This is a genomic window from Vreelandella zhaodongensis, from assembly GCF_013415115.1.
Classification (GTDB): Bacteria; Pseudomonadota; Gammaproteobacteria; order Pseudomonadales; family Halomonadaceae; genus Vreelandella; species Vreelandella zhaodongensis.
The window spans coordinates 417,243-431,244 of record NZ_JACCDD010000001.1; the positions used below are offsets into that span (position 1 = coordinate 417,243).

Consider the following 14,002-nt stretch of genomic DNA (forward strand, 5'->3'; position numbering starts at 1 on the left):
CTAATAAGGACAACAAAGATGACCACCGTCGCGTTTATCGGTTTAGGCAATATGGGCGGCCCCATGGCGGCCAACTTGGCGAAAGCGGGCTTTAACGTTCGCGCATTCGACCTTTCTGATCAGGCCTTGGAAGCAGCGAAATCTCAAGGCTGTGAAGTAGCGGCTTCTGCCAAGGCAGCAGCCACCGATGCAGATTTTATTATTTCCATGCTACCCGCAGGTAAGCACGTGCGTGGGTTGTATGTAGATGGCAACGAACCACTGTTTGATGTCATCAAAAAGAGCGCCTTGGTGATCGACTGCTCGACCATTGACGCGGATACCGCCCGCAGCGTGGCTGCCGCTGGCGCTGAAAAAGGCGTTGGCTTTGTCGATGCGCCGGTGTCTGGTGGGGTAGGCGGAGCACAAGCGGGCACCTTGACCTTCATTGTTGGCGGTAGCGCTGCACAGTTTGAACAGGCCAAGCCCGTACTCGACGTGATGGGTAAAAATATCTTCCACGCTGGCGACCACGGCGCAGGGCAGGTGGCCAAAGTGTGCAACAACATGCTGCTTTCCATCCTGATGGCGGGCACTTGTGAAGCGATCAACATGGGCGTCAAAAACGGCCTGGACCCTGCGGTGCTCTCCGAAATTATGAAGCAAAGCTCGGGGGGCAACTGGGCGCTAAACGTTTACAACCCTTACCCCGGCGTGATGGAAAATGCCCCCGCCTCGAAAGGCTACCAAGGCGGCTTCCAGGTGGACCTAATGATCAAAGACCTGGGCCTCGCCATGGATGTTAGCCAACAAAGTGCCTCACCGGTGCCTATGGGCTCCGCCGCACGCTCGCTATTCACCCTGCATAAAGCAGGTGGCAACGGCAAACTCGACTTCTCCAGCCTGCTGCAGTTTTATCAAGATAAGGCGTGAGGAGTGAAGAGTAAGGAGTTGGCGTGAGGAAGGAAGAATAGTTATGGTTTTGTAGTGCGTGGTAAGCGAAGCGCACCCGCAAAGCAGTGCGCAGCACTGCCGGGGCTGGTTGGTGCGGCACAGCCCTGGCAGCCCGGTGCAAGTGCAGCTAAAAGCGCGCCTCCAACATCGCTAACTCATCATCAAGCGTTTGCAACACCCCACACGGCACTCCATGACGCTCGGCGCTCTCAATCAACGGCCCTAAAATCGCCCCGCGCTCGGTGGGGCGTTTAGCCTCAACATCCTGAAGCATTGATGCCTTGTTGTTAGCGGTGTTCTCCACCACTTGCCATACCAACGCCAACCACGCGTCTTTACCTTCGCCACCCTTCGGTGGCGCAATGCTTTCCTGCTCTAAAATCGCTGCGACCTCTGTTACCACCGCTTTCACGCGGCCTGCATAAGCGTCATCGCGCAGCTCACCATTGCGCACGCCATTGAGCGCGACCAATGGGTTGATCGCCGCATTCACCGCCAGCTTCTGCCACAAACGCTGGCGTATATCGCCCACCGCCGTTGCGGTAAAGTTTGCCTCACTCAATAGCGCCGCTAACGCCTCCGCCAAGCCCGCGTGCTGATTATCTAAATCACCAATAAACGTAGGCCCGCGCCCCGCGTGAACCACACCACCACCCCAAGTGAGGTAAGCACCCTGAGTAGTGGTCGCACACAGCACTGGCCCAGGCCACGTTTGTGTAATACGTGGTTGTGCCAAAAAACCGTTCTGCCACAGCACCAGCGGGGTCGTGGGCGCAACCACATCAGCAATGCTGGCAAGCGCCGCCTCGGCAGCCATGGCTTTGGTCGTGATATGCACGAACCCAGGCGCGGGCAGTGGATGAGAGGCCAGCTCGGCAACCGTAACGCTCGCTAGCCGCAGAGTTCGCTCTTCGCCCTCTGGTGTTGTCAGGTGTTGTTGTTCAGGCAATGCACGTCGGCCAATCAAGGTGACGTCAGTGAAGGGTAAAAGCGAATGCGCCAACAGGCGACCAATAGCCCCCGGGCCAAGTATCCAATGGGAAGTCATCGTTGATTTTTAGCCATCAGTAGCGGTGTTATCGCCAAGCTTACCGTGTTCCGCATAAGGAAATGAAGGTGAGGTGAGCAGCAGCTTCACTGCATCGGCTTTTTTGTTTTGTTGATGGAAGAAGCTAAAAGGCGTTATGAGCGAACAGGCTCTAGACGTGGCAGAAGACCGCAATGCGCGGCTAATGACTAATGACGGGCTGAAGGATTATCTGCTAGCGTTAAGGCTAAGAAGATTTTGTGTGAAAGTCTGAGTCGCGTTACAGGGAAGAGGGGAGCTCGTGTATAGCTCCACGTGCAATGTCGGCTTGCGACCCTGAGTTACAGAAGCGGTATGCTGGTTCAGCAGTGTTATGCAGCTGGCACGATAATCTATGTTATGCTGCCTACTTATACTTAATTTATTTAAATTTCAGTGGGATAGGGCGTAAATGAAAGGCGGTATAACCTGAATGAACGTGCTCGGGTTCATTCAGGTTATGTAGAGGGGCGTATAATCACTGTTAGCCAACATGTAAGAGTTACGTAATGACACAGGAATGGTTTGATTTCCAAGAACGTATAAAAGATCACTTCGTATCTCTTGGAGCCGAGGCGAAAACGAACGTTCGCATTCAAGGCGTACGCACCTGCCATGATATCGATGTATATGTGCAAACCAGGTACCTCGGTGAGAATCTAGTTTGGTTGGTTGAGGCGAAGTATTGGGAAAGCAAAGTTACAAAAGCACAAGTATTAACCCTTCGGACTATTGTTGATGATATTGGCGCGGATCGGGGCTTTATAGTTTCAAAAGTTGGCTTTCAAAAAGGCGCTCTGGATGCTGCCGATAAAACAAATATCAAGCTAAAAACGTTCGAGGAGCTAATATCTGATACGCGGGGGTTTGCTGAATCCGAGATACTTAGAACTTATCTGGAACGAGTAAATCTTCTTGAAGATAGGTACTGGTCGCACTCAAAACGTACAAGAATTGAGTACGGGCTTCGTCATGACGTTATCGACAACGTATTCACCTTCACGGGACAAGAGCTCCTGACAACTGCAAGAAGTGCAATAATTGCAGCTGAAGATCGTAATTACCCTATTAATCTACAGATGGTTTTAACTGAGCACAAAGGCGAGGCCTTCGCTGAAAATTTTCAGCAGCTATGTAATTGGCTCAACTTAAACCTAAATCACTTAGATGAACGTCTTCTCAAAGCAGAGTGGAGCATGTTCGAGAACGGAGATTACCAACCGCGCACTGGCCGGACTAAGAAGAGAGACCTTTACACTACGGAACTTATGGCTAAAGCCATGATGAGTGGAACTGAGAAGGGTAGCGGCTAACAAGTTGCTGCACGCGGAAAAATTACTCGCTGCGCTCCTTATTTTCCGGTGAGCAAGGCGTTATATCAACACTACCTAAAAGGCCGCTCCTGGCCGGATGCTGACCAAAGCGCTGGTAACAAGCCTATAACGCCCCTTAACCAACCAAAACCTGGGCACCATGCAGCGAACCACCCATATGAATGATTTCAATATCAAATTACTAACCCCCAATGATTGGGCGCTGTACAAGTCGGTCAGACTGGAATCGCTCTTGGATTCTCCTGATTCGTTTGGCTCTACTTATGAGCAGGAATCGGCATTGTCAGATGCTGATTGGCAGTCGCGCTTGGATCTTAAAGCACGGGGGCTTGATGCTATGCCGTTAGTTGCACAGCGGGGTGGCCGGGCGGTGGGGCTTGCTTGGGGGGTGATACATGCGCCAGATGTGGCAACCGCTCACATCTACCAAATGTGGGTTTTGCCTGCGGTGAGAGGGGAAGGCATTGCAAAGGCGCTTCTGCATGAGATGACAGCCTGGGCGTTGGGAAGAAAGTGTGACCAGATCGCGCTCGCCGTCACAACAAGCAACGCAGCGGCCGTTCGCTTGTATCAGTCGTCTGGGTTCATAGCGATAGACCAGCCCACGCCACTTAGAAATGGTTCAGTTCTTATGGTGCAGCCCATGGCGTTGAATTTGCACAGTGTTGTGGAAAGTACTATTTAAAAAGTTTAGGCGCAAAAAGAGCGCTAGAAACAGGCCTTATAACGTGTTGTTTAATGGAGTGTCATCAATTTATTAAACGCCGTAAAATATTATCTTGATGCTTTTTGTTTTAAGTTTTGTTCGATACTTTTAAAATTAAACAATACTATGTTCGCCAGCGCACAGTGAGGGTGCCTTTTAGGGTCTATCTTGAAGTTAAGCGGGACAAGGGAAGTGTCTAAACAAGGACGTTGCGCCATGCGCTGCCAGGAAGGTAGCGCCACTAATATTCTCTTCATTCGGTGTCGCAAGGAGTGCGGCACCACTTTTTATTTATTGTTCCAATTAAGACACAGCGTTAGATTTCCATGTTAAAAGAGTTATTGTTGTTTCTTTGGTAAAGTATTAAATATTTCTCAGGTTATATAGCCCCATTCTGTATTTAAAAAATTATAATACTACGTTCGCCAGCGCACAGTGACTTTGTCTTTTAAAGTCCATCCTAACGGTGAGCGTGGCAACGGAAGTGCCTAAACAAGAACGTTATGCTATGCGCTGCAAGGAATGCGGCGCACCTTTCTTATCGCACATCGAGTCTTCGGTCGTATATCACTTCTCGTCCCGCGCGTTGTCCTTGCCATTAGGTGCCGTCGCCTGTCTACATCCTCGGTTGAGTAAGGTACCGACATCCTGGCTTATTTATGTACATGACGAATGGCGAGCCAACATACCTGTCGTGCCTAAAAGAGGATTTATGAGTAAAGGATCGCGCGAGTCTGCATTTAAGTCGATCCACTGTAAGGAAAACGTTATGAAAATTATCTTCGCCCTAACGCTTGGAACGATAGCTTTGCTCTTGGCTGTTACCGCTAACGATTCGTTAAGCGCTCGAATCTTGCTTGCTGCGTTGGGCTTTGCATTGTATGCGGTGGCGCTGAGTTCAGGGGGAGGTCGGGGTGAACTGAAGACATCATCTTGGCCTAGTAAGCCGAGCAAACCAACGGTAGGGCAAATCACCCGAACCCAAAGAAAGCAGCTTAAACTCCAGGAAGAACTATCCTGAATGGTGCTGCCCGCCGCGGACTTTCTCGGCAAGCAGCATGATGCGCAATATGAAGTTGGCAATGGAGGCCTTATGCCGAGAACATCAGCTAGCCAAGACCGTCTGACCGATTTGAAAGAATTCGGCGCTGACCCAGGGGCATTGCATGCGGACACCTATATCCCGAAGAACTTCTCGAAGAACGGGCCGCTCGTCGTAGTGCTGCATGGCAGCACCCAGTCGGCAGAGGGCTATGATCTCGGATCAGGTTGGTCGGCGCTTGCCGACGAATGCGGGATAGCACTTCTGTATCCAGAGCAAAGGCAAAGTAATAATCCGGTCAGCAGCTTCAATTGGTTCAAATCTGGCGACAGCCGACGTGGGGCAGGCGAGCCACTTTCTATTCGTCACATGATCGAGCAGGTCGTTGATGATCATGAGATTGACCCTTCGCGAGTCTATATCACGGGGATGTCCTCGGGTGGCGCCATGACGTCTGTGATGCTTGCAACCTACCCAGAAGTGTTTGCGGGGGGGGCGATTATCGCCGGGTTACCTTACCGCAGCGCTGACAATTTGATGGAAGCGGTCGTTCGCATGAAAGGATTTGGCGGCCCGTCAGATAGTAAGCTCGATGAGCTGGTACGCGGAGCCTCGACATTCGATGGCCCTTGGCCAACGATTTCGGTCTGGCATGGCAGCAGCGACACGACCGTCGATAATTCAAACGCTGACTCCATCGTTCGGCAGTGGCAGAAAGTTCACAAGGTTGAAGGGCCGCCGACACGAGTGGAGCAGGTGGATGGTTTTCCCCGACAGGTCTGGTGCAACGTAGGCAGGCAAGAAGTGATCGAGGAGTACATCATCGAAGGGATGGGCCACGGCACGCCGATCATGGCCGGTGGTGATGAAGGCCTCGGTGAAGAAGACAAGTACATGCTGGAAGTCGGCATTTCTTCGACCCGCCACATCGCGCATTTCTGGGGCCTAACCTAGTCCGTGAAACCAGCAGTTGAGACAGCAGTTGAGAAAGCAGTCGGTAAACGGTGGCTGGGCATCGTTCGCCGCCACCGTTTCGGCGCTTAAGCAAAAGCCGAGTACACCTCGCGGCGCTAGCTCACCATTGCGGCGGTTGGTGCAACCTGTTGCTTAACTTTCTCCACGATATACGCCCCAATAGGGATAGCGGAGGTTGCTGCAGGCGAGGGGGCGTTGCATACGTTGACGGTACGTGGCGTGTTGACGAACAGGAAGTCGTCGACCAGTTTGCCATCGTTGGACACCGCCTGGGCGCGCACGCCGGCAGGGTAAGGCTCAAGATCTGCGAGCGTTAAGCTCGGGCAGTACTTACGTACCTGCTGGAGATAGCCTTTTTTGTAGAGTGAGTTCTTAAACTCGGTCAGCCCTGGGCGCAGGTTGTCTTTCAACACCTGGCGGATGCCACGGTGGCGTAACATGGCTAGCGTATCGGATAACGACACGTCGGTTTTCCGGTAGCCTTCACGCTTCCAGGCCAATACCGCATTGGGGCCGACCGTCACGCTGCCGTCGATCATGCGCGTCAGGTGCACACCAAGAAACGGCATCGAAGGATCAGGAATTGGGTAGATCAGATGGTTGACGATTTGATTGTGCTGCGCGGGAAGACGGAAGTACTCGCCGCGGAACGGGCAGATAGTGAAGTCCGGTTCGATACCTAGCATACGCACCACTCGGTCTGCCATCAGACCTGAGCAGGACACCATGTAGCGGGTAGAAAAATCTCCCTGATTGGTGGATACCACCACCTCGTTGGTTCGCTCACTTAAGCCGGTCACCGACGTGGCGTAGCGAATCTCACCGCCTGCGGCTTCGAACTCACGGCCCATGGCAGCCGCCACTTCTGCATAGTTAACGATACCGCTGGAGGGGACAAAGATACCACCGACGCCCGTGATGTTAGGTTCTCGTTCTTGCAGTTCCTCTGCCTTCAGCCAATACCGCTCCAAGCCATTAGCCTCCGTGCGCTCCCACAGTGCCTTCATGCGCTCAAGTTCGAGATCATTGGTGGCGACCAGCAGTTTTCCGCATTCGTCGTAGGCAATGCTATGTTCGTCACAAAACGCTTTGGTGGCGAGGTTTCCCTCTAAACAAAAACGCGCCTTTAAGCTGCCGGGCGTGTAGTAAACCCCCGCATGAATCACACCACTGTTGTGGCCTGTTTGATGGCGGGCAGGGCCATCCTCTTTCTCGACCAGCAGCATCTTCTTGTCAGGGTAGGCGCGGATAAGCTGCATGGCAGTCGACAGCCCAAGAATGCCGCCCCCGATAATAATGTAGTCGTACATAGGCGTCTCGGTAGCCAAGGGAAAATGGCCACCGTCATGGCGGTGGCCGACTTATTTTAGATGATTATACCTGGCGTGGCTGGCGCAGTGTTTTGGCATGGGTGAAATAACCACGCTGACGCATCAACTCACGGCGCAGATCAGGGTGCGGGGTGAAGCGATCACGTCCATGCAGCCAGAAGTGATTGTTAATCAGCAGGAAGCTGCCGGTAGATACCGGAATCGATAGCTGATGTTGACTACCTTCCAGCGAATCAGAAAGATTGGCTAGCCAATTACCTTCCTCGAAGTTCTTCGGCTGAACAAATTGGTCAATGTAGGCCATGATCGGGCGACCCTCGGTATCCACATCGAACACGGGGTGATAGATGTCGCGATCAACATTCTTGCTCGGCGGCGCGGTCCAGCGCATGTCACGACGCGCCAGTGGGTGAGAGTAGAACGCGTCTAATCCTTCCCAGTCATCGAGGTGCAGCAGTAGCGAGTTGCCACCTTGCATGTTTTGTTCGTCGACTTTCATCATCAACACGTAGTCGGTGTCCTGCTCCACGAATGTGCCGTCGTTATGCAGCTCCATCACGCGGTGTGGCTGACGTAGATAGCTGTCTGAGTTATCGACGTTCTTCACCACAAAACGCGCATAGTACTGGCCGCTCATGGCGTCGTAGTTGGAGCGCCCCATCAAGTGAGCCACCGCCGTGGCGAATATCACCATGTTGTCTGCCTGCTCAACCTGATCCAGCCCCTCTGGCGTGACCAGAAACGCCCCCGTATCCCGATCCACCATGGTATCGATCAACACCGGTTGTAAGGTGTTCTTGCATAGGTCGTCAAGAACCTTGGCCACCCGGAAGCGTAGGAAAGACTTATATTCCAGTGCCTGAACCGGCCATTCCGACACGGCGTCAAGAAACGCTTGCACTGTCTCTTTTGGGAAGCTCAGTTGCAGTAAGCGGTCCGACTGTGGTGAGCGGCCAAGGGTGAAACCATAATGCTGCTGTGCGGGGATAGTGGCTGGAGCGTTCATTGGACGCCTCTCTTTAGCAAAAGAATGAAAAAGAACCGAATTCAAAATAACCTACGCTTAAAAAATATCTACATTTTTATATTTCGTCAACGTTTTGTGATTATCTCATTAAAAATATCCGGCGATGGTTTTTTTGTTATTGATGGTTTTTTAGTCATGATTTTGATTTCTAAAGAAAAAATGAGGTTTTTTCTGTTGGCGGCGCCTTGAAGAGCAGGCCTTTGCTACCAAAGGCTTGATGCATGACGTGATTTGAGACGCTTACTCTGAGGTGCAGCAAGCTCAATGAGGTGTAGTATTTAGACAAAAGAACACCAGCGACTAATTTTTATCTTAAGGAAAGCCCATGCCTAACCAGGAAACCTCTGTACTCAAGATTCACGCGACGCTGGTGGAAAAGATCAACTTTGCCTGCCACCAAAGTGCGTTTGCGGTGCTACGGGAATTGCAGATTGAGAACCTGAATGAAGAGCTGGCTCTCTCTGATCTTTCCATTGTGCTGGACGCATCGCCCGCTTTTTTGAAGCAGAAGACCTGGACGGTGGATCGCTTGGCAGCGGGCGGGCGTCTGGCGCTAAAGGACCGGGATCTTGAGTTGGATGGTGGTTTCCTGTTGGGGCTGACGGAGTCCATGCGCGGAATGGTGACGCTTAGCGTTCGCCAGGGTGAGGAGGTCTTGACGGAGTGCGCAATACCGGTGGAGCTACTGGCCTGTAATGAGTGGGGTGGCGCTGACTACATGCCTGAACTGCTGGCTGCGTTTTGCACCCCCAACGACCCAGCGGTAGATCGGTTGCTGGGGCAAGCTAGCCAGATTTTGCGTAAGGCTGGCAAGCCGGATCAAATTAATGGCTACGAGTCCGGCAGCCGTGAGCAGGTATGGCTAATGGCCTCGGCGATTTATACCGCCATTCTAAGAATGCAATTGGGCTATGCGATGCCGCCCGCCAGTTTCGAGAATAATGGTCAGAAAGTTCGCCTGCCCAACCAGATTGAAAGCGCCAAGGTAGCCACTTGCCTAGACACCACCTTACTATTTGCAGCGGCTCTTGAGCAGGCTCAGCTGAACCCGTTGGTGGTGATTACCAAAGGGCACGCGCTTGTGGGGCTATGGTTAGAAAAGGAGGATCTAACCAGCGTGGTGGTTGATGAGGCGGAAACCTTACGCCAGCGAATCCCCTTGCAAGAACTCATCTTGATTGAAACGACCTTGACCACGCAGCATCCCGCCCCACCTTTTTCCAAAGCGGTGGAGTCAGGGAATAAGCAAGTGTCGTTAGACAAGGATAGCGAGTTTATTGCAGCGGTGGATATTCGCCGGGCGCGTGCTCATCGTATCAATCCGATTAGCCTGACGTCTCAGCCGGAAAACGCTGTCAACGCGAGTGATGAAACCGACACGTTCGAGCCGTTTTTAGAAGATGCCCCCAGCCTGCCTTCATCAACGGTGCACATAGAAGAGGACGTATTTGAAGATTCGCCTGGCGGACGGTTAGAGCGTTGGCAGCGCAAACTTCTCGACCTCTCAGCACGCAACCCATTGCTTAACCAAAAGCCAAATAAAACCAGCTTGCCACTGGTTTGTGGAGACCCCGCTGCACTTGAAGATGTATTGGCCACCGGTGCGCGTATTTCTATTGCGCCGTTTCCGAGGCTTCAGGCTCAAGATCAGGATGAGGATATTCATCGCCAACGCACGGGTGAAGATCTTAAAGACGTTTACTCTCGCGATGCACTGGCTAAGAAACAAGTATTGGTGGACCTCACTAAAGAAGAGCTAGAGAAGCGCTCGGTGGACATTTACCGCAGGGCGCAAACCTCCTTAAAAGAAGGGGGCTCTAATACGCTGTTTCTGGCAGTAGGCTTTTTGCTATGGAAGCCGAACGATAAAGGTAGCCGTCGTTATCGTGCCCCGTTAATTCTGCTACCAGTCTCGCTTGAGCGTAAGTCGGTGCGTAGTGGCGTGAAGATGGTTGCTAGCGATGATGAGCCTAGGTTCAACACCACGCTGCTGGAACTATTGAAGAAAGATTTTGCTATCGAGATCAAAGGCCTTACTGGCGCATTGCCCGAAGATGAGAGTGGCGTCGATGTGGTCAGCATCTGGAACCGTGTACGTCATGCCATTAAGGATGTGCCTGGTTTTGAGGTGGTCGAAGACGTTGTGTTGGGACATTTCTCCTTCGCCAAGTACCTGATGTGGAAAGATCTGATGGATCGCTCGGAGGCGCTGAAGGAAAGCCCCGTAGTGAAACACCTACTAGATACGCCACGTGAACCCTACGAAAGCGATATTCGTTTTGTCGATGCCAAGGATATCGACCGCGAGTACACCCCCGCCGATTTATTGACGCCTTTACCGGTGGATTCGTCCCAAATGTCGGCGATTGCCACGGCGGATAGGGGCAAAGATTTTGTCATTATCGGGCCGCCAGGTACTGGTAAGAGCCAGACCATCGGCAATCTGATTGCCCATATGTTGGGCAAAGGTAAAAAAGTACTGTTTGTTTCCGAGAAAACCGCCGCGCTGGAAGTGGTGCACCGTCGCCTGAAAGATATTGGCCTGGGGCAGTTCTGTTTGGAGCTGCACTCCAATAAAGCGAAGAAAACGGATGTATTGGATCAGTTGCGTACTTCCTGGAATAGCGCTTCTCAATCATCAGTGAGTGACTGGAAGGCAGAGGGAGAGCGCCTTAAAACGCTGCGTGATCGTTTGAATCATGTCGTCAATGCCCTACATCAGCGCCGTGGTAACGGCCTAACGGCGCACTATGCCATGGGCATTAAAATACGCGATGCCGATTTAGCCGCGAAGGTGAAACTGAGCTGGGCCAGCGCTGACGCTCACGACGAAAAACAGTTGGAACAGCTGCACGAAATGGCTGAACTGTTGCGCGTGCAGGCGAGCGCCGTGGGGAATTTAGTCGATCATCCACTGCGTGCTGTCAGCAACCATGATTGGCGTCCCCAATGGCAGGAAGATGTGGTGAGCGTCGCGAGGCATTTGCAGGTCAGTGCAGGAAAAATGAAGCAGGATGTGTCGGCACTGGAAAAGGCGCTGGGCGTTAGCTTAGGCACGCTAAATCTGGCCAAGCTTTCGGCCGTGGCGGAATGCGGCCAAGTGCTGCTAGATGCCTATCGCCAGCAAGCCTCTTTTGCTCTGGAGCCGGATGCGCCGGATCGTCTTGATGCGCTGGAAGAAGCGGTTATCCAGCTTAAAGCTTATATCGCTACCCAGGAAAAACTAAGCTGCACCTATGCACCACTGGCTTGGAAAAACCTGGATGCAGCGGCGCTAGGCACTGCCTGGAAAGCCGCCAACGAGACGTGGTGGCCCAAACGCTGGTTTGCCAAGCGTAGCGTGGTGAAGCAAATGCGTGAAGGGGGAGCCCAGGGTGCTCCAAATCCCGACAATGACATTCCAGTGCTGAAGCAGTTACGCGAAACGGGCGACAATATTGATCGCTTGGACGTTGTACTAAAAGGGTTGCGAGGCTGGGACGCTTACAATTCTGACCCCGAGGCTATGGATGCCTTGAAGCTATTGGGTAACCGTGCCCGAGTAGCTGTGGGTAAGCTGGCCGATGATGCAGAGTCGCTGGCAGCGCTACGCGGCAAGATTCGCACACTGCTCTACGATGCCAACGATTTGCTGGCACCGGAAGCGCCGGTAGGGCGGGTGATTAATGATGTTAAAGCAACGTTTGAGGCGTTCACGGCGCTCAAAAGTCAGTTTGAGGTACTGATCGGCTCAACGCTGGATGAGCATCTATCTGCCGAAAAGCCCGCTTTGGAAGCATTGAGCGCTCAGTGCCAGGAAATTGTCGATCATCATAGTTCTCTAAAAGACTGGTGTGCCTGGGTACGTCGCCGTTCCGAAGCGTTGGATTACCAGCTTGGGCCACTGGTAGAAGCGATAGAAAGTGGCAGCGTAGCGGCAACTGAGATCGAAGATGTCTTCGAAGCAGCCTATTGTACATGGTGGTCGTCAGCACTGATTGGTGAAGATGATGTGCTACGTACGTTCTCATCCCCAGAGCATGAAGCCGCCATCCACAATTTCCGCGAGTTGGATACTCGGTTCAGCGAGCTAACGGCTCAGTATATCGCGGCAAATTTGGCGGGCGGTATTCCGGATCAGGAGGGCATCCAAAAAAGTTCTTCCTGGGGCGTACTGCGCCACGAACTGCAGAAGAAAATGCGCCACAAGCCGGTTCGGGAAATGATGGAAACCATCCCAGATGCGATCACCTCCTTAGCTCCCTGTCTCATGATGTCACCGCTCTCTATTGCTCAGTTTCTTTCGCCAGGGCAGGCATTGTTTGATGTGGTGATTTTCGATGAGGCCTCTCAGATTACCGTGTGGGATGCGGTTGGATCGCTCGCTCGCGGTAAGCAAGTCATTGTCGCGGGGGACCCAAAACAGATGCCGCCGACCAATTTCTTTGGTCGCTCTGATGATGACCCTGATGGCGATGTGGATGGGGAAGGCGACCTGGAGAGCATTCTGGACGAGCTAATGGGGGCCAGTATTCCTCAGCGGGTATTGAACCTGCATTACCGTTCGCGCCGCGAGAGCTTAATCGCATTCTCTAACAGCCGTTACTACGACAACTCGCTGGTGACGTTCCCTGCTCCCGTGCACCCGGATAAAGGCGTTTCGCTCGTGCGGCCAGAAGGTTTTTATGCCCGTGGTAAAGCACGCCATAACCAGGGCGAGGCCAACGCAATTGTGGCTGAAATCGTTCGGCGACTAACCTCCGACGATGAAGCGGTGCGTCGCCAGTCTATCGGTGTGGTGACCTTCAATACCGAACAGCAGAGCTTGATTGAAGACCTGCTCGATAAAGCGCGCGGAGAAGATCCTGGTATCGAGTGGGCATTCTCCGACGACGAGCTGGAGCCAGTGTTCGTGAAAAACTTAGAGACGGTGCAGGGGGACGAGCGAGATGTGATCCTGTTTAGCATCACCTATGGCCCGGACGAGGCGGGGCATGTCACCATGAACTTCGGCCCACTAAATCGCAACGGCGGCGAGCGGCGATTAAACGTGGCCATGACTCGCGCCCGCTCTGAGATGGTGGTGTTTTCCACTTTGTCGCCAGAGCGTATCGACCTATCCCGCACCGCAGCTCGCGCGGTGGCAGACCTGAAGCACTTCCTGGAATATGCCGAACGCGGTGCCTCGGCACTGGGTGCCGCCACTCATGGCTCAGTGGGTGACTTTGAGTCGCCGTTTGAGATTGCGGTTGCCAGAAGCCTGCAAGAAAAAGGCTGGGTCGTACATCCGCAAATCGGCGTTTCGGCCTACCGTATTGATATGGGCATTGTTCACCCGGATAAACCAGGCATCTACTTAGCGGGCATCGAGTGTGATGGCGCTATGTACCACAGCTCTGCGTATGCTCGTGAACGTGACAAGGTGCGCCAGGGGATGCTGGAAGGGCTAGGCTGGACACTATTTAGAGTATGGTCAACGGACTGGTGGACGAATCGAGCCAAGGCAATAGATGCATTGGATGCAGCCTTGTCGCAGCAGTTGGAAAAAGCTCGATCAAATAGCTGAGGCTTTTAAGATGACAGAATAAGCGCCTCACAGGGTGCTCTAA

General features: G+C 52.8%; 8 protein-coding genes. 5 read left to right on the forward strand and 3 right to left on the reverse strand.

The features are described 5' to 3' along the window. Nucleotides 1–3: 3 nt before the first annotated feature. Complete coding sequence (gene mmsB / locus HZS79_RS01830; protein WP_338017249.1) at nucleotides 4–912, forward strand: 3-hydroxyisobutyrate dehydrogenase; 909 nt, start codon at nucleotides 4–6, stop codon at nucleotides 910–912. A 148-nt stretch (nucleotides 913–1,060) separates the two neighbouring features. Here mmsB and HZS79_RS01835 read toward each other — a convergent pair whose 3' ends face one another. After that, nucleotides 1,061–1,981: a ketopantoate reductase family protein gene (locus tag HZS79_RS01835; RefSeq protein ID WP_179926905.1), complete on the reverse strand. Its 921-nt coding sequence runs from the start codon at nucleotides 1,979–1,981 to the stop codon at nucleotides 1,061–1,063. 527 nt (nucleotides 1,982–2,508) lie between these two features. Between HZS79_RS01835 and HZS79_RS01840 the strand changes: the two genes are divergently transcribed. The 3 genes from HZS79_RS01840 to HZS79_RS01850 all read left to right on the forward strand — a co-directional run bounded on the left by HZS79_RS01840 (nucleotide 2,509) and on the right by HZS79_RS01850 (nucleotide 6,035). Beyond that, the gene (locus HZS79_RS01840; protein WP_179926906.1) at nucleotides 2,509–3,312 is read left to right on the forward strand and encodes a restriction endonuclease; all 804 of its coding nucleotides are present in this window, start codon (nucleotides 2,509–2,511) and stop codon (nucleotides 3,310–3,312) included. 178 nt (nucleotides 3,313–3,490) lie between these two features. Beyond that, nucleotides 3,491–4,018, forward strand: coding sequence for a GNAT family N-acetyltransferase (locus HZS79_RS01845; RefSeq protein ID WP_179926907.1), 528 nt, complete (start codon nucleotides 3,491–3,493; stop codon nucleotides 4,016–4,018). Between the two features lie 1,114 nt (nucleotides 4,019–5,132). Beyond that, nucleotides 5,133–6,035 (forward strand): extracellular catalytic domain type 1 short-chain-length polyhydroxyalkanoate depolymerase, encoded by a 903-nt coding sequence (locus HZS79_RS01850; RefSeq protein ID WP_179926908.1) that lies wholly within the window; start codon nucleotides 5,133–5,135, stop codon nucleotides 6,033–6,035. Nucleotides 6,036–6,151: 116 nt separating this feature from the next. Here the strand turns inward: HZS79_RS01850 and lhgD are convergent, their stop codons facing one another. Together lhgD and glaH are read right to left on the reverse strand one after the other, a co-directional pair. Further along, nucleotides 6,152–7,366 (reverse strand): L-2-hydroxyglutarate dehydrogenase, encoded by a 1,215-nt coding sequence (lhgD, locus tag HZS79_RS01855; protein WP_179926909.1) that lies wholly within the window; start codon nucleotides 7,364–7,366, stop codon nucleotides 6,152–6,154. A gap of 64 nt (nucleotides 7,367–7,430) precedes the next feature. Further along, nucleotides 7,431–8,393: a glutarate dioxygenase GlaH gene (gene glaH, locus HZS79_RS01860; RefSeq protein ID WP_179926910.1), complete on the reverse strand. Its 963-nt coding sequence runs from the start codon at nucleotides 8,391–8,393 to the stop codon at nucleotides 7,431–7,433. Nucleotides 8,394–8,739: 346 nt separating this feature from the next. Between glaH and proA the strand changes: the two genes are divergently transcribed. After that, entirely contained in the window at nucleotides 8,740–13,959 is a 5,220-nt protein-coding gene (gene proA / locus HZS79_RS01865) for an anti-phage protein ProA (protein WP_179926911.1), read from the forward strand. Nucleotides 13,960–14,002: the final 43 nt, after the last annotated feature.

Coding starts and splice junctions, on each gene's coding strand:
- HZS79_RS01835 (WP_179926905.1), bottom strand. CDS start 1,981: ATGACTTCCCATTGGATACTTGGCCCGGGGGCTATTGGTCGCCTGTTG.
- HZS79_RS01840 (WP_179926906.1), top strand. CDS start 2,509: ATGACACAGGAATGGTTTGATTTCCAAGAACGTATAAAAGATCACTTC.
- HZS79_RS01845 (WP_179926907.1), top strand. CDS start 3,491: ATGAATGATTTCAATATCAAATTACTAACCCCCAATGATTGGGCGCTG.
- HZS79_RS01850 (WP_179926908.1), top strand. CDS start 5,133: ATGCCGAGAACATCAGCTAGCCAAGACCGTCTGACCGATTTGAAAGAA.
- lhgD (WP_179926909.1), bottom strand. CDS start 7,366: ATGTACGACTACATTATTATCGGGGGCGGCATTCTTGGGCTGTCGACT.
- glaH (WP_179926910.1), bottom strand. CDS start 8,393: ATGAACGCTCCAGCCACTATCCCCGCACAGCAGCATTATGGTTTCACC.
- proA (WP_179926911.1), top strand. CDS start 8,740: ATGCCTAACCAGGAAACCTCTGTACTCAAGATTCACGCGACGCTGGTG.